The sequence below is a fragment of the Rheinheimera texasensis genome, from assembly GCF_964031785.1.
Taxonomy (GTDB): Bacteria; Pseudomonadota; Gammaproteobacteria; order Enterobacterales; family Alteromonadaceae; genus Pararheinheimera; species Pararheinheimera texasensis_A.
The window spans coordinates 58610-79083 of the sequence record NZ_CAXIRE010000016.1; the positions used below are offsets into that span (position 1 = coordinate 58610).

Consider the following 20474-nt stretch of genomic DNA (forward strand, 5'->3'; position numbering starts at 1 on the left):
GGGGATCTGTGATTAACCAGCACAAACGCAAGTTGCACTACCACTGCAGGAGCACAAAAGGTGCGTTGAGCCTGATTATGCTGATACTGAGTTTTTCCGGCGCCGCCGACAATGTGTCCTTTTCAAGTGATATACCTTTATCGTTGACTACAGCAGTGCAAATCGCTGAGCAGAACCGCAACGAAATTACCGCCGCCAGAGCACGCGCCGCCGCAGCCCACCAGCGACCTGAAGTGGTATCTGCTCCCGAAGATCCGATGTTGCAATGGTCCGTTGATCATTATCCCTACAGCATGATGGACGAGATGGCAAAGGCCCGTTATGACCGCAGCCTGATGATCGAACAACGTTTTTCCCTGTCAGACATTCGTCAGCACCGCCGCCGCGCCGCTGAAGCGCAAGCCAGCATTGAAGACTTTTCAACCAACCGCACTATTCTGGATATTCGTTACGAGGCAGCACGTGCTTTTTATATGCTGCTGGAAAGCCGCCGCATGCAGCAGCTGACGCAACGACAACAACTGCTGGCAACCAAACTGGTAGAGGCCGCCACGGCACGTTACAGCACCGGCAGTACCACGCAGGCCGATGTATTCACCGCAGAAACTGAACAGTCCCGTGTCCAGGCAAGGTTAACAGCGACAGCCGCCGAAATCAGTGCAGCGGAAGTGATGCTCAGTGCCAGTCTGGGCCTGAGTGCCCAAACCACTTTACCTGTATTGTTGCCACCGTCACTGGACGGGCAGCCGCCGTCCATCGAAAGGGTAATGGCCGGAGTGTTGCAGCACAGGCCTGAATTACAGGCCGGACAGGCGGCCATTCGCAAAGCCGAAGCCGAAGCTGAGGTGATGCGGGCTATGTACCGGCCTATGCTAACCGTCGGACTTGGCGCTGCCAAATCAATGGCAGATGGCAACGGCGCCATGCTGAAAATTGGTATCTCGATCCCCCTGTGGGAATCTTCACTGGATGCCGGAGTGGCCGAAGCAGACAGTATGCTGACGATGGCAACAGCTGATTTGGACGCCATGCAGTTGATGTTGCAAGGTGAAGCCTTAGCGGCAAGAGCTGCGGTTATTGCAGCGCAAGCCGAACAGCAGGCCCTGCAAAAACAGGTGTTACCGCGGGCAGAGCTTGCCGTCAGGTCAGCCTTATCCGCTTACAGTGCGGGTCAGGGCAACATGCTGGATGTCATCACCACAACCCGGGCATTCTGGAATGTCGAAACCGAGCTGGTCATGGCCAACACCACGCTGGGGCTGGCCTGGGCAAAACTGGAGCGCAGCATGGCGTCTCCCCGGAGTACTCCATGAAACTCACATTCAGAACTTTATTTGTCCAGCCGGCCACACTGGCCGGCGCATTGTTGATGGCCATACTGCTGGCTGGGGCTTTGTGGCTGCAATATCAGCAACATAGCTGGCCTTTTACCACCACAACCTTGCATAACCAGACTACATCAGCCAACCACAGCAGCGACGCGACTGATCGGGTAGCAGTCAGTCTGAATGAACAACAACAGCAACTGGCAGGTTTGCAAATTGAGGAAGCCCGGACCGAGCCCATCATCAGTAGTGTCCGGGTGGTTGCCACAGTAGTGCCGGATGAGCGGCGGATTTTTCATATTCATACCAGAGTTGCCGGCTGGATTGAGCAGCAGTTTGTTGCCACCACCGGGGAGTCTGTTCAGGCAGGACAGCCTTTGCTGACCATTTACTCCCAGGATTTATATGCTTCTCAGCTGGAGTACCTAGCTGTGCGGCGTCAGGCAAAGACAGGACTGCCCAGCGCAGTGGTGGCAGCAGCCAGAGCCCGGTTATTGCAGGCCGGCATGACGGAAGCTGAAATCCGCGCCATTGAGCACAGTGGCCAGGCCAGGCGTCAGGTCACAGTGACCGCAGCCAAATCCGGAGTGGTACTGCGCCGGGCCGTATCGGCGGGAACTGCAGTAGACCCGTCAACAGAATTACTGACGCTGGCCGATCTATCGGGCCTGTGGATTATTGCCGAAGTGCCACAGCTGAACCTGCCCCAAATTGCGATGGACTTGCCGGTATTATTGGATGTCCCGGCGGCACAACTGGTGCAGACACCCGCCAAGGTGGATTTTGTGTACCCGACACTGACTGAGCGCAGTCGTAGTATCAGGGTCAGGTTTGAACTGGCAAATCCACAAGGCAATTTAAAACCCGGGATGTATGGCACCGCTGAGTTTCAGGGTCCGGCCCGTCAGGGTATTACAGTGCCTCGGGATGCGATTGTTGACACAGGACTGACGCAACATGTGTTTGTCGCCACGGCACAAGGCCAGTATGAACCCCGGGTTGTCACTCCCGGGGTTCAGATGGCCGGGCGGACAGAAATTCTGCACGGGCTGACGGCTGGCGAACTGGTTGTCACGTCCGGCGTCTTTCTGCTGGATTCAGAGAGCCGGCTACGCAGTGGCGCCGGCCCCACCCATGCTGGGCATGACCAAAAGGCTAAAACACCGGAACCAAAGCCGGCTGAGCCTTCCCATCAGGGGCACTGAATGATGATAGAGCGCATTATTGAACTTTCTGTCCGTTATCGCTGGCTGGTGTTAGGTCTGGCATTGGTATTGGCAGGATGGGCACTTGATTCAGTCCGCAAGACACCACTGGATGCCATTCCTGATTTGTCCGACCCGCAGGTGATCGTATTTACCGACTGGATGGGGCGCAGCCCGGATTTAGTCGAAGATCAAATTACCTATCCGCTGGTCAGTGCTTTGCAAAGCACACCCGGAGTCAAAACAGTGCGGGGTTATTCAATGTTTGGCATGAGTTTTATCTATGCCATTTTTGCCGACGACACTGATATCTACTGGGCGCGCAGCAGGATCCAGGAGCAACTGGGACGAGTACAACAATTGTTGCCCGCCGGCGTCAGCCCGACACTGGGGCCGGATGCCAGCGGAGTGGGCTGGATTTACCAATATGTGTTGCACGACAGCACAGGCCGGCTCAGCCTGGCTGAGCTGCGTACCTTACAGGATTACACCATCAGAACTGCGCTGCAGTCCGTGCCGGGTGTGGCTGAAGTGGCTTCGCTGGGCGGTTTTGAACTGCAATATCAGGTATTGCTTGACCCGCTCAAACTCACAGCTTTTGGTCTGACTCCAGCCGACATCAGTCGGGCTATTCAGGGCGCCAACGCCGAAATTGGTGCCAGAGTGCTGGAACATTCAGGTCGTGAGTTTGTGCTGCGTGGCCGGGGTTACGTCGGCAGCAGGCAGGATTTGGAGCAAAGTGTGGTCAGTGTTGACAACAATGGTAACCCGATCCGGCTCCGTGATATTGCTCCGGTGCAGTTTGGTCCAGAGATACGCCGTGGTGCCGCCGACTGGAATGGCCGCGGTGAAACCGTCGGCGGCATTGTGGTGATGCGGATGAATGCCAACGCATTACAGGTGATTCAGGCGCTGAAACAACAGATCGCCGCTTTGCCGTTACCTGAAGGTGTCACGCTGATACCCACTTATGATCGTTCTGAACTGATCGAAGGGGCAGTACAGACCTTGCGCACTACCTTGCTGGAAGAGGCCGTGATTGTCTTAATCGTCTGCCTGGTGTTTTTGATGCATGCGCGTTCGGCACTGGTTGCAATGCTGATACTGCCACTGGCTGCACTGCTGGCATTTATTGCGATCCGATATCTGGGCATGACGTCCAATATCATGTCGCTGGGTGGTATCGCGATAGCGCTGGTCGAACTGGCTGATGCCGTCATAGTTATGATTGAAAATGCTCACAGCCGTATTGCCGAGCAACCGGATGCCGATCGCACCGAGGTTATCGTCAAGGCCTGTCAGGAAGTGGGACGGCCGATATTTTTCTCAACCTTGTTGCTGACCGTCAGTTTTTTACCGGTGTTTGCACTTGGCGGTCAGGCCGGACGATTGTTTGATCCATTGGCGTATACCAAAACTTTTGCCATGTTCTCGGCCGCTGTGCTTGCGGTGACGCTGGCGCCGGTGCTGATGGTATTGCTACTGCGTGGCAAAATCCGTTCTGAAGCGCAAAATCCGGTGGCAACCTTTCTACGCCGCGCGTACCGGCCTGTGGCGGCCTTTACGGTACGGCGGCGCATCAGTGTCGTGGTGTTGTCTGTTTTGCTGGTACTGGCAACCATTCCAGTGTATCAACGGCTTGGCTCTGAGTTTATGCCGCCACTGGATGAAGGCGCCCTGTTAATGATGCCAACAACTTTCCCCGGCATTGCGATTGAAGAAGCCCGCCAGGTCCTGACCCGTCAGCACCGCCTGGTGATGAGCTTTCCTGAAGTGGCTTCGGTGCACGGCAAAACCGGCCGGGCCGAAACTGCAACAGATCCAGCGCAGCTGGATATGAATGAATCTGTTGTCCAACTGAAACCCAGAGAACAGTGGCCATTGCATCCGGTGTCCCGCTGGTATAGCGGTATCGCACCTGAATGGCTGCAACCGTTGTTGCGTGTATTCTGGCCAGATCAACAACGCCGCACTCTGGATCAGCTGTCACGTGATCTTGGCAAGACCCTGCAGACACCTGGTTATCAGATGGCAATAGCTCCGCCAATCCGGACCCGGATTGACATGCTGACAACCGGTGTGCGCACTCCGGTTGGCATCAAAGTATTTGGCAGTGACCTGAACCAAATTGAACAACTGAGCCTACAGCTGGAAACTCTGCTGCGTGCTGTACCGGCAACCCGCAGTGTGTTTGCTGAACGCCAGACCGGCCGTGAATATGTCGACATTACCCCTGATCGCGATGCCATAGCGCGTTACGGCCTGTCGGTTCGCGACGTACACGAAGTAATAGAAATGGCCGTCGGTGGCATGCCGGTTTCGACCATTATCGACGGCAGAGCAAGATACAGTGTCAATCTGCGGTTTGCCGCCGATTTCCGTGCGGATGTCGCCGCGTTGCGCGCTTTGCAAATCCCGGTACCTGCTGCCGTTGCCAGGGCCAGAATTGCATCCGGCTCCTCAGGCCAGGGCGCGTCGTCCGGCCCAGTATCAGCCAACATGACAAGTTCAGGTGGCATGGATGCGATGGGCGGTAGCGCCAGCACAGCAAAAGTTATGAGTACAGCGCTGCCGATGAATAGTGCCAGCCCCGACGACTGGAATGAAACCTGGCACCAGACAGGCACCACAGTGCCACTGCAAGAACTGGCCAGTGTCAGTGTGGTATCTGGGCCACCGATGATTAAAAACGAAAATGGTATGTTGGTTGGCTATCTGTATGCCGACATCGACCTGAGCCAAACAGATTTAGGTGGATGGGTGCGCACCGCGCAACAGCGGGTACAGAGCGAATTTGTGCTGCCCGCCAGCTACCGGTTGGAATGGACCGGGCAATACGAATTTATGGCGGACATGCAACAGCGCTTGCAATACATGATTCCACTGACTCTGGTGCTGATCTTTGGCCTGTTGTATTTGTCGATGTCCGGGGTTGCTCAGGCTTTACTGGTACTGCTCAGTGTACCTTTTGCTGTCATCGGCAGCTTTTGGTTATTCAGCGCAATCGACTACCACTTATCAACGGCGGCCTGGGTCGGTCTGATTGCCGTTGGTGGTGTTGCGGCGCAAAGCACCATTGTGGTGGTGGTTTATCTGGACCAGGCACTGGCAGCAGCACGTGCAGGTGGTCAGCTGCACAGTCTGGCCGATATTGACATCGCCGTGATTGACGGAGCAACCAGAGGGGTGCGGCCGATGATTATGACGGTCGCCACCAGTGTACTGGGCCTGGCTCCATTATTGTGGGAGGGAGGTGTCGGAGCGGATCTGTCGGCCCGCACTGCAGCCCCGGTGATTGGAGGCATGGTGTCCTGCCTCTTTCTAACCTTGTTAGTGCTGCCTGCTGCTTATGCAATATGGCGGCGTTACCAGTGGCAACATGGCCGCCTGAATTCAGCAGCAGAGACCATATTGCATAATGAACACCAGATCTGATGGCTACCTTTGGTTCTGGTGTAAAACATGTCAATTCAACTCAGGAGTTTTGTGATGAAAATATCAGTGATGCGTCAGCTGTTGACCGTTGTTGTAGTCTGCGGCCTCAGCGGTACCCCCTTGTTAGCCCTGGCTGGTCCGGATGAATTTCAGTTACAAATGATCAGAAAGCTGCAGCAAGCCAAACAAAAGTTAAAACAGGCAGAAGCTGCGGCAGGTGCCGAACGGCAAAAACTGGTGGCTGAGCACATGCAGATGATGCGCAGCAACATGGATAAAATGGAGAAGATGAAACCACAGCCCGGAATGTCAATGCAACAACATGAAGAATGGATCCAACAACACCATCAGCTGATGAGCGACATGATGGGGCAGATGATGACAGACCATCACCTGATCATGAGCTCGGACTGCGTGAAAAAATAGCGGTATTGATACCAACAAAACAGCGGCATCCTCGGGTCATAGCGGCTTAGAGTAATGTGTTGTTTTAATTAAAAAGCCCTGAATATTCAGGGCTTTTTTAATTAAAATTTTTACAATCTAAATCTTCGGGGACTAGAAAGGTAATCAGCACATAATGACATGGCTGAAAATATTCAAACCAATATAAAACAATTGCATACAGCGGAATTGACCAATCATAAACAACACAAAATACTTCAAATGTAGATTCTGAGCTGTTTTTCGTCGCTTTTGGCGTCTTAGTCAACAAAAAACCGGCAACGAGTGTTATGCCATTAGAAAAGAGTCCTTCACGCCCCCCTTAGGGATGGGGATCACCAGTCCAAGGTTTTGTCACAACAGACTGTAGCCGAATGAAAAAACTTTTATTATGTTACAGTGGTTTTTTTGCAAAAACAGAGCACGTAACATCAGGCAACTTGTTCAATTGCTGTGCTGAACAGATCTCCCACGACAATCGTTTCATAGACTCGCTGACGGTCACCGTAAGCAGCAAAAATGCACTCGATACTCAAAGTCACACTTAAAAGCCATCGGCTTGATAAACCCAGCCAGATAGCACGGTGCCGAAAAGACGGCCCATGGCATTGGCCATGTAATAAAAGCCAACATCCAGTGAGACTCCGTCACGTCCGGCGAGGCTGATAATCAGGTAGCTGTGCTGGGAATAATTGACTGCAAATACAGCGCCGAACACTATCAGACCACCGAACAATACCCACCGAGTTGCCGAACTGCATTGCATCCTGACATTGATCAGCAGCGGCAGGAACTTTGCCGAAGGCTTATTCGATAACAACTGGCACACCAATCATGTTCGCAATTGGCGTGTATAAATCCACATCTACATCAGGCGCATGAATAGAAATAATCAGAGAGTACCTTACCCGCTGACCGTACCTTTCAAGTGCAGGCCTTGTTTTCCACCAACCAAGAGAAGGATAAACAGCTAAAACACCCCGACTCGCCAGCTCTGCCGCACTGCCCACCCAAATATCTGAATGCAAAGAACCTTTGTGTCTGTTCTTCTTACCTATCAGCCAGTTGGTGTCTGTGTCGTTGCTAACAATTCGCTCTTCATCATTAATGAACCCATAATCCGAGCCGACACCTGTGCGTTCCAGCAGCGCAATCGCATTGGCCGTTGAAAGATGACGGCCATTTTTATTCATCGTGCGAATTTTCAGCGCTGCAATGATTTCACAATACTGTTCCAGTTCAGCCTGAGGAATAGCTCTGGGTTTACCCGCATCACTGCGGCGGATGGATTTGGGCTGGTACAAATTGCGTAAGTGTCGGTACAAGGAACTTTCTGAAATGCCGCAGAGGGCTGTGGCCTGTGCAATGATGTCACGTCGTTGAGCACTGCGCGGCGGTAAGCCTTCCAATCGATGGTAGAGATCAATCAAAACTTCCTGTGCAATGCCGCGCTTCGCTGAGTTCATGGCATCACCTGAATCCAACACTGCCAATACCAACACCTTGAAGTCGCAAGTACTTATAAAGAGTGGTCTTGGAAATACTCAGTTGTGCCGCAATTTGCTGTGCGCTGAGGCTACCTTGCTTATACAACGCTTCAGCCGCAATGGCCACATTTTGGGCTTCTTTGCTAAGTCCAGGTGGACGTCCGCCATTACGTCCTCGTGCCCGAGCCGAAGCCAAGCCAGCTTTCGTACGCTCCCTGATTAAGTCCCGTTCAAATTCTGCAATGGAGGCAAACACATTCGTGATAAGGCGGCCTTGTGGTGTGGTGGTGTCCACTGGGTCGTTTAGGCTACGAAGCCCAATTTGCTGTTCGGTCAGCTGGTTCATTAGATGAACCAAATGCTGCAACGACCGTCCGAGCCGGTCCAGTTTATATACTACTATGATGTCGCCAGCTCTGAGCTGGCCAAGCAAATCATCAAGGCCTGGTCTTTTAGTTTTGGCGCCGGAAGCGACATCTTTAAAAACACGTTCACAACCGGCGTTTTTAAGTGCGTCTTCCTGCAGGTCAAAACTTTGCCCTTTGGTGCTGATCCGACAGTACCCAAAAATCATCAAATAACCCTGAATCGTTCATTTAATGGAGTGAAAGAGTATGGTTCTGAACGCTGATTTCATCAACCAGTTATCTGGACGGTTTTTGGCGCATTTTGTTCAGAGTTACTGTCACTTTCAGAAGGCGACAGCACGAAATATCAAAAGTCGACCGCACGGTCTTTTCTGACGTTGGAGTCGCCTCAGAAAACGGAAAATAAAGCACGCTAAGGCGTAGTTCCCTCGGGCTACACCGCGTCCGCACTGCGCGGTTCTTTCTTCCCTTGCAGTGACGCAATCAGCGGGCAGGAAACGTTCCCCTTCCGCGCATGGCAGGCGCACACCAAATCAGACAGCACGGCCTCCATGCGCGCCAGGTCAGCCATCCTCTCGCGCACGTCCTTGAGCTTGTGCTCGGCCAGGCTGCTGGCTTCCTCGCAATGGGTTCCATCCTCCAGCCGCAGCAGCTCGGCGATCTCATCCAGGCTGAAGCCCAACCGCTGGGCTGATTTCACGAAGCGCACCCGCGTTACATCCGTCTCGCCATAGCGGCGAATGCTGCCGTAAGGCTTGTCCGGTTCCGGGAGCAAGCCCTTGCGCTGATAGAACCGGATGGTCTCCACATTGACCCCGGCCGTCCTGGCGAAAACGCCAATGGTCAGGTTCTCCAAATTGTTTTCCATATCGCTTGACTCCGTACATAACTACGGAAGTAAGCTTAAGCTATCCAATTCAGATTCGAAAGGACAAACGTATGTCTGAACCTCAAAACGGGCGCGGCGCGCTCTTCACTGGCGGGCTGGCCGCCATCCTCGCCTCGGCTTGCTGCCTCGGGCCGCTGGTTCTGATCGCCTTGGGGTTCAGCGGCGCTTGGATCGGCAACTTGACGGTGTTGGAACCCTATCGCCCCATCTTTATCGGCGTGGCGCTGGTGGCGTTGTTCTTCGCCTGGCGGCGCATCTACCGGCCGTCAGCCGCCTGCAAACCGGGTGAGGTTTGCGCGATTCCCCAAGTGCGAGCTACTTACAAGCTCATTTTCTGGGGCGTGGCCGTGCTGGTTTTGGTCGCGCTCGGATTTCCCTACGTCGTGCCATTTTTCTATTGATCACAGGAGTTCACCATGAAAAAGCTGCTTTCCGCCCTTGCCCTCGCTGCCGTTGTTGCCCCCGTGTGGGCCGCCACCCAGACCGTTACGCTGTCCGTACCGGGCATGACCTGCTCGGCCTGTCCGATCACTGTCAAGAAGGCGATTTCCAAGGTCGATGGCGTCAGTAAAGTTGACGTGACCTTCGAGACGCGCGAAGCGGTGGTCACCTTCGATGATGCCAAGACCAGCGTGCAGAAACTGACCAAGGCTACCGAGGATGCGGGCTACCCATCATCAGTCAAGAACTGATCATGAAAGACCCGAAGACACTGCTGCGGGTCAGCATCATTGGCACAACCCTCGTGGCGCTGTGTTGCTTCACCCCTGTTCTGGTCATTTTGCTCGGTGTGGTCGGCTTGTCCGCGCTGACCGGCTATCTGGACTATGTGCTGCTGCCTGCGCTGGCGATTTTCATCGGCTTGACCATCTACGCCATCCAACGAAAACGCCAAGCCGATGCCTGCTGCACCCCGAAATTCAATGGAGTAAAAAAATGACCGAAATCACCGTGAATGGCATGACCTGCACATCCTGCGCCACCCATGTCAAAGATGCTTTGGAAAAGATTCCCGGCGTGAATGCCGCTGTGGTGTCCTATCCAGAAAGCCGCGCGCAAGTCATGGCAGACACCGCCGTGAGCCACAACCAACTGCTGGCCGCCATCGCCGCATTGGGTTATCAAGGCTCGATCCGGGTTGGTGATTTCAAAGATGAACCAAAAATCCGTGATGCACTTGAGGGCGCCGGTTTGCATATCGCCATCATTGGCAGCGGCGGGGCCGCGATGGCGGCGGCGCTGAAGGCCGTCGAGCAAGGCGCGACGGTCACGCTGATCGAACGCGGCACCATCGGCGGCACCTGCGTCAATATCGGCTGTGTGCCGTCCAAGATCATGATCCGCGCTGCCCATATTGCCCATCTGCGCCGGGAAAGTCCGTTCGACGGCGGTATTGCGGCAACTGTGCCTGCGATTGACCGCAGCAAACTGCTGGCCCAGCAGCAGGCCCGTGTCGATGAACTGCGGCACGCCAAATACGAAGGCATCCTGGACGGCAATCCAGCCATCACCGTTTTGCACGGTGAAGCGCGTTTCAAGGACGACCAGAGCCTGGTCGTCCGTTTGAACGAGGGTGGCGAGCGCGAGGTAACGTTCGACCGCTGCCTGGTCGCCACCGGTGCCAGTCCGGCCGTGCCGCCGATTCCGGGCCTGAAAGAGTCACCCTACTGGACTTCCACCGAAGCGCTTGTCAGCGACACCATTCCCGCACGCCTGGCCGTGATCGGTTCGTCGGTGGTGGCGTTGGAACTGGCGCAAGCCTTTGCCCGGCTCGGCAGCCAGGTCACGATCCTGGCACGCAGCACCTTGTTCTTCCGGGAAGACCCGGCCATCGGCGAGGCCGTGACAGCCGCTTTCCGCGCCGAGGGCATCGAGGTGCTGGAGCACACGCAAGCCAGCCAGGTCGCCCATGTGAACGGCGAATTCGTGCTGACCACCGGACACGGTGAATTGCGCGCTGACAAGTTGCTGGTTGCCACCGGTCGGGCACCGAATACGCGCAGCCTCGCGCTGGACGCGGCGGGGGTCACTGTCAATGCGCAAGGGGCCATCGTTATCGACCAAGGCATGCGCACGAGCAACCCGAACATCTACGCGGCCGGCGACTGCACCGACCAGCCGCAGTTCGTCTACGTGGCAGCGGCCGCCGGCACCCGTGCCGCGATCAACATGACCGGCGGCGACGCAGCCCTCAATCTGACCGCGATGCCGGCAGTGGTGTTCACCGACCCGCAAGTCGCCACCGTGGGCTACAGCGAGGCGGAAGCGCACCACGATGGCATCGAGACCGACAGTCGCACGCTGACACTCGACAACGTTCCGCGAGCGCTTGCCAACTTCGACACACGCGGCTTCATCAAGCTGGTCATCGAGGAAGGTAGCGGACGGCTCATCGGCGTGCAGGCGGTGGCCCCGGAAGCGGGCGAACTGATCCAGACGGCGGTGCTCGCCATCCGCAACCGCATGACGGTGCAGGAACTGGCCGACCAGTTGTTCCCCTACCTGACAATGGTCGAGGGGTTGAAGCTTGCGGCGCAGACCTTCAACAAGGACGTGAAGCAGCTTTCCTGCTGCGCTGGATAAAAAAAGGAGGTTTTCAATGAGCGCCTACACCGTGTCCCGGCTGGCCCTTGATGCCGGGGTGAGCGTGCATATCGTGCACGACTACCTGCTGCGCGGATTGCTGCGTCCGGTGGCGTGCACCCCGGGCGGCTATGGCCTGTTCGATGATGCCGCCTTGCAACGGCTGTGCTTCGTGCGGGCGGCCTTCGAGGCGGGCATCGGCCTGGACGCGCTGGCGCGGCTGTGCCGGGCGCTGGATTCTGCGGACGGCGATGAAGCGGCCGCGCAGCTTGCCGTTCTGCGCCAGTTCGTCGAGCGTCGGCGCGAAGCGTTGGCCGATCTGGAGGTGCAGTTGGCCACCATGCCGACCGAGCCGGCACAGCACGCGGAGAGTCTGCCATGAACAGCCCCGAGCGCTTGCCGTCCGAGACGCACAAACCGATCACCGGCTACCTGTGGGGCGCGCTGGCCGTGCTCACCTGTCCCTGCCATTTGCCGATTCTCGCCATTGTGCTGGCCGGCACGACGGCCGGCGCGTTCATCGGAGAGTACTGGGGTATCGCAGCCCTCACGCTGACCGGTTTGTTCGTCCTGTCTGTGACACGACTGCTGCGGGCCTTCAAAGATCGATCATGAGCGCTTCCCATTGAGACAAACCACGCTGTCGCAACGTTGCCTCATGCCGGCATCAAATTCGGCTGAGTAGCTTCTCGCCATCTGGACGTAGCTCACCCTTGGGTGAAACATGCCGATACAGGGTCTGCCGCGTGACGCCAAGTTCCTGGCACAGGTCGCCGACCTTGGTCTCTGGCTGACCCATTGCCGCCATCGCCAGCCGCAGCTTGGCGGCGGTCATCTTGAACGGCCGGCCGCCTTTCCGCCCGCGCGCGCGGGCCGAGGCTAGGCCGGCAATCGTGCGCTCCGCGATCAACTCGCGCTCGAACTCGGCCAGGGCGGCGAAGATGCCAAAGACCAGCTTGCCGGCGGCGGTCGTGGTGTCGATGGCCGCGCCGTGCCCGGTTAATACCTTCAAGCCGATGCCGCGCCCAGTCAGGTCGTGCACGGTGTTGATGAGATGTCGCAGGTCGCGTCCGAGCCGATCCAGTTTCCACACGACCAGTGTGTCGCCAGTTCGCAACGCCTTCAGGCAGCTCGTCAAGCCGGGCCGATCCTCGCGCATGCCGGATGCCTGGTCCTCGTAAAGATGTACTGGATCGACCCCGGCGGCAATCAGCGCGTCGCGCTGCAAATCGGTAGCCTGGGAGCCGTCCGCCTTCGATACCCGCATGTAGCCTATCAGCATGTCGTACCTGTCACATATACGTTCGTTTGATTGGACTTGTTACTTGGTTAGCTTGAAGGGTTCAACAGTAGAGCCCCCGGTTTGTAATAATGTATCGAGGGCTCTTAAACAACGTCATTTCACAGTGAAGCCAACTGTATTGGTTATCTCGTGTAAATCCCGCCCCTTTACCATATAACTAATCGTATATTGGCCTGCCGGTAAACAAGGCAGCTGAACACGATGCTCCCAATTCGTAGTGGTCCTTGGCTGAAACCCGACGTCAATAAGTGTCCCTTTCGCATCAGAGAGCATGAACTGCTTGAGCTTATGCTTTTGCGTGAATCGGACATAGAACGTATCTGGGCATGTTGGAAACACGTCGCCATCAGCAGGAGAGACTTTCCGGGTGATGGGGTGCGCTTCGGCCATGTTTGGCCACAACACTAAAGCCGTGGTAACTATCAACAGCAGTTTGATAAGACGCATACATCCTCCTTTGAGGATAAAACGCAGCTTTCGCTGCGTTCATTAGGTTATTTGTTTGACCGGATAAGCCGGCACAACGCGGGCAATACCACCAGGGTTAGCAAGGTTGACGAAATAATGCCGCCAATCACCACTGTTGCCAGTGGCCGCTGAATTTCCGCGCCGGTCCCGGTGTTAAATGCCATGGGCACAAAACCAAGACTTGCCACCAACGCCGTCATCAGTACCGGTCTTAAACGGGATAAAGCGCCATTTTCAATCGCCTGACGCCATCGCTGACCTTCTTCCTGCAATTGCTTAACAAAGCTCACCAGCACGATGCCGTTCAGCACAGCGATCCCTGATAGCGCAATAAAGCCAACAGCCGCAGAAATAGACATCGGCATGTCACGCAGCACTAAGGCAAAAACACCACCGGTCAGTGCCAGTGGCACACCACTGAACACCACCAATGAATCCCGCCAGGAATTTAACGCGCTATAGAGCAAGGCGAATATCAACAGCAGCGTCAACGGCACAACAATGGATAGTCGTTCCGATGCAGACTGCAGTTGCTTGAAGGTGCCGCCATAATCCACCCAATAGCCATCAGGCAGGGCAACATCGGCCATCACCTTTTGCACATCCTGGATAAAACTGCTGATATCCCGGCCATCAACGTTGGCGGTGACCACCACATTACGTTTGCCACTTTCCCGGTTGATTTGGTTGGGACCCACAATTTCATTGATGCGGGCAATTTCACCGAGTGGTACATAACGCAGCTCTGCTGAATCATCGACCGGCAAGGCCACGGGGATTTGCGCCAGTGCCGATGGATCTTCCCGCAGTGACTCCGGTAAGCGCATCAATAACTTAAAGCGCCTGTCGCCTTCATACATCAAGCCCAGTTCCCGACCGCCAATGGCAGTTTGGATCACCTGCTGCATCATCGCGACATCCATCCCCACCAATGCCAGGTGGTCGCGCTCCGGCTCAATCGAAATCATTGGTAGCCCGTCGGCTTGCTCCATCCGGGTATCCACAGCTCCCGGCACGTCAGCCAACACAGCAGCTACTTTCGCGCCGACGGCATTCAGTGCATCCAGATCATCACCGTAAATCCGAATAGCTACATCCGCTCTGACACCCGCAATCAACTCGTTAAAGCGCATCTCGATCGGCTGCGTGAACTCGTAATTGTTGCCGGGGACTTTTTCCACGATAGCCCTAATACGCCGCTCTACATCTGCTTTCGTATCCGAAGGCTCTGGCCACTGGCTGCGCTCTTTGAGCATGATGAAGGTATCTGCGACATTCGGTGGCATCGGGTCGGTTGCTATCTCCGGAGTGCCAATTTTTGAGAAGACCCGTTCCACTTCAGGCACCTGTGCAATTTTAGCTTCCAGCGCCAATTGCATCTGAACGGATTGGGCAAGGCCGGTGCCGGGAATACGCATGGCATGCATCGCAATATCCCCTTCATCGAGCTGAGGTAAAAACTCGCTGCCCATTCTGGATGCCTGCCACACAGAGCTGCCGACTAACAACAGGGCAGCAATAGCGACAAGCAAAGGTTGGCCAAGGGCAAATTTCAGCATCGGATGGTACGTGCGACGGACTGATGCCATCAGACGGTTTTCTTTCTCAGAGATAGGACCACTGACAAACAACCCAATGGCCGCTGGCACAAAGGTCAGGGCCAGGATCATGGCGCCCAATAATGCAGCAATCACCGTGAAAGCCATCGGCTCGAACATTTTGCCCTCGACCCCACTGAGCGCAAAAATCGGCAGATATACCAGCATGATGATAAAGACACCAAACATTGCAGGCGTGATCACCTCTTTTGTGGCGTGATAGACAATCTCCAGCCGTTCAGACAGCGTCAGCAACCGGCCATGATGGTGCTGAGCCATGCCTAAGCGGCGCAGACAGTTTTCAACCACGATCACCGCACCATCGACAATCAGGCCAAAGTCAATCGCGCCAAGGCTCATCAGATTGCCGCTCATTTTATTGGCTGCCATGCCGGAGATAGCAAACAGCATACTCAACGGGATCACCAGGGCCGTGATAATGGCGGCGCGGATGTTACCCAAAAATAGAAACAGCACGACAATCACCAGCACCGCGCCTTCAAACAGATTTCGTTTCACTGTATCAATGGTTTTATCAACCAACACTTCCCGGTTGTAGCTGATTTCCGTTTGCACGCCTTTGGGTAACCGCTGATTAATATCTGCAAGCTTCAGGGCAACATCCTGTGACACGGTTCGGCTGTTTTGGCCAAGCAACATCATCACAGTGCCAAGGACCACTTCCTGTCCGTCCTGCGTCGCTGCGCCGGTGCGAAGCTGTTTGCCGATAGCCACCTGCGCGACGTCTTTGACCCGGACCGGGGCATCATCGCGTTTTGTCACGACCAGCTCTTCAATCTCGGTAATTGACTTCAGCTGACCTGGTGAGCGGATCAACCATTGTTCCCCATTGCGTTCAATGTAGCCTGCACCGATATTGGCATTGTTGCGCTCTAAGGCATCGGCAAGATCATCCAGCGTCAGCTTAAACGCCAGCAATTTGACCAGATCAGGGGCAACCTGATATTCGCGGACAAAACCACCAATGGTATTGATTTCCGTCACGCCTTTGACTTTCAGCAACTGGGGTTTGATCACCCAATCCTGAATGGTCCGCAGATCTTCAGCGGTATAAGGCTTGCCATCTGCGTTCAGTGCCTCGCCGGTGGCTTTGACGGTATAGGAAAAAATCTCGCCAAGCCCCGAGACAATAGGCCCCATTTCCGGCTCAATGCCTGGTGGAATATCCTGACGGGCCATCTGTAACCGCTCTGCCACTTGCTGTCTGGCCCAATAAATATCGGTGCCTTCTTCAAAGACGACGGTCACCTGAGACAAACCATAGCGGGATAATGAGCGGGTGTACTCCAGCTGTGGCAGACCCGCCATCGCGGTTTCGACCGGATAGGTGATGCGCTGCTCAGATTCAAGCGGGGAATAACCAGGCGCAGCCGTATTGATTTGGATCTGCACATTGGTAATGTCGGGAACCGCATCAACCGGCAGTCGTAATGTCTGCCAGACGCCCACGCCGAGGATCAGCAGTCCGAAGACCATCATCATCCACGGGCGACTGAGCGATAGTCGCAATATATTCTGGATCATGGCTGGCTCCTAGTGTTCATGGCTGGCGCCAGACTTCAGGATGTCGGCTTTGATTAAAAAACTATTCTGGGTGACCACCTCAACGTGTTCTTCCAGACCTGACAACACCTCGATAAAGCTATCGTCACTGGCACCAAATTCCGGCATTCGCACTTCATAAATATCGCCTACCCGGATGAACACAACGGTCTCACCGTTAAATTCCTGCAGGGCTGATTTCTTCACGATTTGGCGCGCTTCCACCGAGGCCACTTCCACATCGGCTTTCACGTGCATACCCGGACGCCAGTACCCGTTGTCATTACGCACAACGGCACGGGCTCTGGCGATATGGCCACCGGTCATTTGTGGCGCAATATATTCAATCTGGCTGGACGTTTGCTCTTCGCCATGAACATCACGCACGACCACCGGATTGCCCCGCGCCATTTTGGCGGTATCCCCCGGAAAGGCCGACATTTCGACATACACGGTGGATAAATCACTGATCTCCACTAACGCCTGGTCCGATACCTTTTCTCCGGGATTCACAAACCGGTTAGTAACTTCACCGTCCGACAACGCCTTAATGCTGTAATTTTTTAATGTCGCTGCGTTTTGTACCGTGGCCACAACCTGACCCGCTTTGACCTTGTCGCCAATCCGCACCGCCACACTTTGCACGACGCCCGGATAGACCGCACTGAGCCTGCTTTGCTGCTCTGGGATCACCGATACCACACCAAACAAATGCGCCTGAGTGCGAATACGACCTGAAGTCACAGGCTCGCTGATTAAACCGGACTCTTTTGCCACATCCGCTTCAAGTTCGGTGCGTCCCTCGTAGGACTCAAAGTGCCAGGTATGATTTTGACCTTTGGCACTGAGTGCAACTTCCACTTCAAATGAATGCGGCTCTGCGACCGGCTCCTGACTGACCAGCATGTCACCACGTGGGCGCAAAGTCAGCACATCCCGACGACCTCCCAGACGCTCCAGTGTCAGTCCGGCCTGATAAGTCCCGGGGGCCAGAGGCTCTCCATTATCAGATGCAAATAAACGAAACTCTGGTTTGCCGCCGTTTTCACTGAGCACAACTTCCAGTGTCAGCGAGCCTTTTTCCAGTAAATGCCCGCCATTGGGGCCTTTTCTCTCTTCGGTTTGTGCGTGTTCGTCAGCATGGTCATGCTCTTCGCTGGCTTGTAACGGGCCACAAAACCCTGTGAATGCCGTTAGCAGTAAAGCCGTTGATATAAAACGGATGTAATTCATCATATTGTTATTCCTTCATGCGGGATGGTAATGCAGCAGGTCCGTTGACCACTAAAGGCATTCCCACCAGACGTTCGAGTTCGACTAACTGACGGTGAAACTGGGCCTGAGCGTCAATCATGTTGCGTTTGGCGCTTAGCAAATCTTCATGGGCAGAGAGCAAATCCGTCATATCAAAGATGCCGGTCTCATACCCTTTAAGTGTGCTTTGCACGACCGACTCCGCCGCCGGAAGAATGGCCTGTTGCTGATCATGGATTTGCTCTGAAAGCAGGGTTAATTGCTGATATAACCGGCCCGTAGAGAGCTGCAATTGCTGACGACTGAGCTTTAACTGATGCGCTGAACGCTCTGAAGTCACCCTCGCTGCTTCAATCTCACCGGCATTGGGGTTTGAAAGTGCCAGAGGCATGCTGACACTGAGCACAAACGCATTCTCATTCAGCTGCTCGTTACGGCGCACCCCAGCCCCGACTGTAAGGTCGGTTTGGCCATTGGCGATCGCCAGGTTTTGCAGCGTGCCCGCCAAACGCTCCTGTGTCAGATAGAACCCAAGTTGTGGCGAGCTATCAAGCGCTGCCAGCATCTCATTGAGCGATGGCAGCATCGGCAACACCGCCAACTGCCCCTGCACCGTATCGAAATCCGGTTCATTGGACCAATTGGCGGCTAACTGGCGTACTGCAACCTGCAGTTCGGCTTTGAGCGCTTTTAAATCCATCTGGCTTTTGAGCACCCGACTTTTCAGCCGCAATACATCCGCGTCAGTGACTAGTCCTGCCCGTGACCGCTCTGTCGCGACCTGCAGTGCGTTTTGCTCCATCACCAGGCGTTCAGCGGTCCAGCTGCGCACCGTCTGCAATTCCAACACATCCAGATAGTCGGTCATGGTTTTGGCCAGAACATCCACCCGGTCGAGTTCGTATTGGGCCTGTGTCAGTGCTTTCCCTGCACTTGCGCTCTCCAGACGGCGCTGACGCTTGTCGCCAAGTTCAATGAGCTGACTCAGTGTCAGCGTAAGCTCTGCGCTTTTAACGCCGCTGAGGCTGCCATTTCCAAGGACGTTCTCCACAGAAACACCAAGCTCAGGGTTTGGTTTAAGACCAGCTTGTAGGGTTTTAGCTTCATCAATCCGAAGCTGATAAGGATAAAGTTGCAGTTGTGGACTGCTCGTTAAAGTTCTTTCTAACGCTGTAGTGATCGCAAGCTCTTGCGCCGTCACCGAAAAAGATGCGACACACAGCAATGCCAAGGCAACAGCGCCTTTGCAATAAGGGCGGGACATAGAAATTCTCCGTCAAATGTAAAATCACGTTGTTAACTAAAAACGATGATCTCAGGCATTTGGCGGGGGCACAGCAGGAGCGTACGTCATGCTGAAGGCTTCAGCACGGGAAAACGGAACTATGGTCTGAACAACGGACTCTGCCGCTGCGCTTGTCATATAAGCGACAAAACACATCACATGCACATGGGGCTCATGTGGGTCGTCAACATCATTGACGGCCTCATTGGCGTGAGATGTTTGATGTTCATTGTGTTGGTGCGCAGCATTATCCCCGAAAGAAATCAGATTATGATGTTCTGTCGGTAAATGTACGACAATGCTGTCACAGGCTACAAAAGCATGATTAAGCATAATCGTAAACATAAACCACAATATCCATCGGGAATATTTAGACACAACAATCCTTTATGTTAAGTGCGTAGCGCTAATATACGTCTTGCACCATCAAGGACAATTATCCCAATGATACAGCCAATCACTAAATCCGGATAGCCCGATCCCGTCCAGGCGACTAGGCCACCGGCAACAATCACCCCGAGGTTCGCCAGAACATCATTGGTCGAAAATATTTTGGTCGCTTTCATGTGTGCACCGTCACTGCGTGACTGTGAGATGAGATAAAGGCATAAAGTGTTTGCTATAAGTGCCACACTCGCCATCACAATCATCAGCGTCGACATGGGTTCAGTGCCAGCCCAAAACCGTCGTGCTACTTCGAACAACACACCGGCTGCAAGCAACGCCTGCAACCAACCTGAAAGATGGGCAGCCCTGACTTTTTTGGTGGCACTAAGGCCAACAGCCAACAAGGCAACGCTGTAGACGGCGGCATCGGCCAGCATATCTAACGAGTCGGCAATAAGGCCGGTGGATTGTGCCCAGACTCCGACAATAAGTTCTGTGACGAACATCACGGCATTAATCGTCAATAATCGCAGTAATAGCTTACGTTCGTCAGCATCAGCTTTGCTGTTATCAGCTGACGCAGTTGGGTCGGCCTGAAACGGCGCTGAGCTTTGCAGTACAGCACCTAAATTTAATGTTTCCAGACGTTGGGTGATGGCGTCCGGACTGCCTTGATGCACCACATCAAGCTGCCGGTCTTGCAGGAAAAATTGCAACTGCTGCACCTGTGGCAACGCGCCAAGCGCCATCCGGATCAGATTTTCTTCTGAGGGACAGTCCATCTTGCGAATGTGGTAACGGGTTTTGTGGTGCAAATCTGATGCAGAACACTCAGGCAACTGAGCATTTTCAGAGACTTGCACCTGAGCTTTACATTGGC

General features: G+C 54.6%; 21 protein-coding genes. 10 read left to right on the forward strand and 11 right to left on the reverse strand.

Annotated features, from left to right (window positions below):
* Window positions 1-77 precede the first annotated feature (77 nt).
* The 4 genes from ABNT34_RS06245 to ABNT34_RS06260 are packed head-to-tail and all read left to right on the forward strand — an operon-like array spanning window position 78 to window position 6391.
* Entirely contained in the window at window positions 78-1313 is a 1236-nt protein-coding gene (locus ABNT34_RS06245) for a TolC family protein (RefSeq protein ID WP_348729806.1), read from the forward strand.
* Window positions 1310-2530 carry an efflux RND transporter periplasmic adaptor subunit gene (locus ABNT34_RS06250; RefSeq protein WP_348729808.1) on the forward strand — a complete coding sequence of 407 codons (1221 nt, stop codon included), beginning with the start codon at window positions 1310-1312 and terminating at the stop codon, window positions 2528-2530. The genes ABNT34_RS06245 and ABNT34_RS06250 overlap by 4 nt, the downstream gene beginning before the upstream one ends.
* A complete protein-coding gene (locus tag ABNT34_RS06255; RefSeq protein WP_348729810.1) occupies window positions 2531-5965 on the forward strand; it encodes an efflux RND transporter permease subunit in 3435 nt (1144 codons plus the stop codon).
* A gap of 54 nt (window positions 5966-6019) precedes the next feature.
* On the forward strand, window positions 6020-6391 hold the full coding sequence (locus ABNT34_RS06260; RefSeq protein ID WP_348729812.1) for a hypothetical protein: 372 nt from the start codon (window positions 6020-6022) through the stop codon (window positions 6389-6391).
* Window positions 6392-6953: 562 nt separating this feature from the next.
* Here the strand turns inward: ABNT34_RS06260 and ABNT34_RS06265 are convergent.
* The 4 genes from ABNT34_RS06265 to merR all read right to left on the reverse strand — a co-directional run bounded on the left by ABNT34_RS06265 (window position 6954) and on the right by merR (window position 9132).
* On the reverse strand, window positions 6954-7229 hold the full coding sequence (locus tag ABNT34_RS06265; RefSeq protein ID WP_323755151.1) for a hypothetical protein: 276 nt from the start codon (window positions 7227-7229) through the stop codon (window positions 6954-6956).
* The gene (locus tag ABNT34_RS06270) at window positions 7216-7875 is read right to left on the reverse strand and encodes a hypothetical protein (protein WP_348729815.1); all 660 of its coding nucleotides are present in this window, start codon (window positions 7873-7875) and stop codon (window positions 7216-7218) included. The genes ABNT34_RS06265 and ABNT34_RS06270 overlap by 14 nt, the downstream gene beginning before the upstream one ends.
* A 4-nt stretch (window positions 7876-7879) precedes the next feature.
* A complete protein-coding gene (locus tag ABNT34_RS06275; protein WP_296297451.1) occupies window positions 7880-8470 on the reverse strand; it encodes a recombinase family protein in 591 nt (196 codons plus the stop codon).
* Window positions 8471-8697: 227 nt separating this feature from the next.
* Window positions 8698-9132, reverse strand: coding sequence for an Hg(II)-responsive transcriptional regulator (gene merR / locus ABNT34_RS06280; protein WP_000429838.1), 435 nt, complete (start codon window positions 9130-9132; stop codon window positions 8698-8700).
* Between the two features lie 71 nt (window positions 9133-9203).
* Here merR and merT point away from each other — a divergent pair, with 71 nt between their 5' ends.
* The 6 genes from merT to merE are packed head-to-tail and all read left to right on the forward strand — an operon-like array spanning window position 9204 to window position 12351.
* On the forward strand, window positions 9204-9554 hold the full coding sequence (gene merT / locus ABNT34_RS06285; RefSeq protein ID WP_001294667.1) for a mercuric ion transporter MerT: 351 nt from the start codon (window positions 9204-9206) through the stop codon (window positions 9552-9554).
* Window positions 9555-9569: 15 nt separating this feature from the next.
* Window positions 9570-9845: a mercury resistance system periplasmic binding protein MerP gene (merP, locus tag ABNT34_RS06290; protein ID WP_000735441.1), complete on the forward strand. Its 276-nt coding sequence runs from the start codon at window positions 9570-9572 to the stop codon at window positions 9843-9845.
* Between the two features lie 2 nt (window positions 9846-9847).
* Entirely contained in the window at window positions 9848-10093 is a 246-nt protein-coding gene (gene merF / locus ABNT34_RS06295; protein WP_000654684.1) for a mercury resistance system transport protein MerF, read from the forward strand.
* Window positions 10090-11736: a mercury(II) reductase gene (gene merA, locus ABNT34_RS06300; protein ID WP_000136268.1), complete on the forward strand. Its 1647-nt coding sequence runs from the start codon at window positions 10090-10092 to the stop codon at window positions 11734-11736. The genes merF and merA overlap by 4 nt, the downstream gene beginning before the upstream one ends.
* A gap of 16 nt (window positions 11737-11752) precedes the next feature.
* Entirely contained in the window at window positions 11753-12118 is a 366-nt protein-coding gene (gene merD, locus ABNT34_RS06305) for a mercury resistance co-regulator MerD (protein WP_348729821.1), read from the forward strand.
* Window positions 12115-12351: a broad-spectrum mercury transporter MerE gene (merE, locus tag ABNT34_RS06310; protein WP_001087809.1), complete on the forward strand. Its 237-nt coding sequence runs from the start codon at window positions 12115-12117 to the stop codon at window positions 12349-12351. The genes merD and merE overlap by 4 nt, the downstream gene beginning before the upstream one ends.
* A gap of 52 nt (window positions 12352-12403) precedes the next feature.
* Here the strand turns inward: merE and ABNT34_RS06315 are convergent, their stop codons facing one another.
* The 7 genes from ABNT34_RS06315 to ABNT34_RS06345 all read right to left on the reverse strand — a co-directional run bounded on the left by ABNT34_RS06315 (window position 12404) and on the right by ABNT34_RS06345 (window position 20376).
* Window positions 12404-13018, reverse strand: coding sequence for a recombinase family protein (locus ABNT34_RS06315; RefSeq protein WP_000904941.1), 615 nt, complete (start codon window positions 13016-13018; stop codon window positions 12404-12406).
* Window positions 13019-13132: 114 nt separating this feature from the next.
* On the reverse strand, window positions 13133-13486 hold the full coding sequence (locus ABNT34_RS06320; protein ID WP_348729824.1) for a copper resistance protein CopC: 354 nt from the start codon (window positions 13484-13486) through the stop codon (window positions 13133-13135).
* Window positions 13487-13533: 47 nt separating this feature from the next.
* Window positions 13534-16650 carry a CusA/CzcA family heavy metal efflux RND transporter gene (locus ABNT34_RS06325; RefSeq protein ID WP_147904817.1) on the reverse strand — a complete coding sequence of 1039 codons (3117 nt, stop codon included), beginning with the start codon at window positions 16648-16650 and terminating at the stop codon, window positions 13534-13536.
* Between the two features lie 9 nt (window positions 16651-16659).
* Entirely contained in the window at window positions 16660-17904 is a 1245-nt protein-coding gene (locus tag ABNT34_RS06330) for an efflux RND transporter periplasmic adaptor subunit (protein ID WP_288739434.1), read from the reverse strand.
* A 4-nt stretch (window positions 17905-17908) separates the two neighbouring features.
* Window positions 17909-19186 (reverse strand): TolC family protein, encoded by a 1278-nt coding sequence (locus ABNT34_RS06335; RefSeq protein ID WP_147904819.1) that lies wholly within the window; start codon window positions 19184-19186, stop codon window positions 17909-17911.
* 51 nt (window positions 19187-19237) lie between these two features.
* Window positions 19238-19552 (reverse strand): hypothetical protein, encoded by a 315-nt coding sequence (locus ABNT34_RS06340; protein WP_233080762.1) that lies wholly within the window; start codon window positions 19550-19552, stop codon window positions 19238-19240.
* Between the two features lie 47 nt (window positions 19553-19599).
* Complete coding sequence (locus ABNT34_RS06345; RefSeq protein WP_348729828.1) at window positions 19600-20376, reverse strand: cation transporter; 777 nt, start codon at window positions 20374-20376, stop codon at window positions 19600-19602.
* Window positions 20377-20474 lie beyond the last annotated feature (98 nt).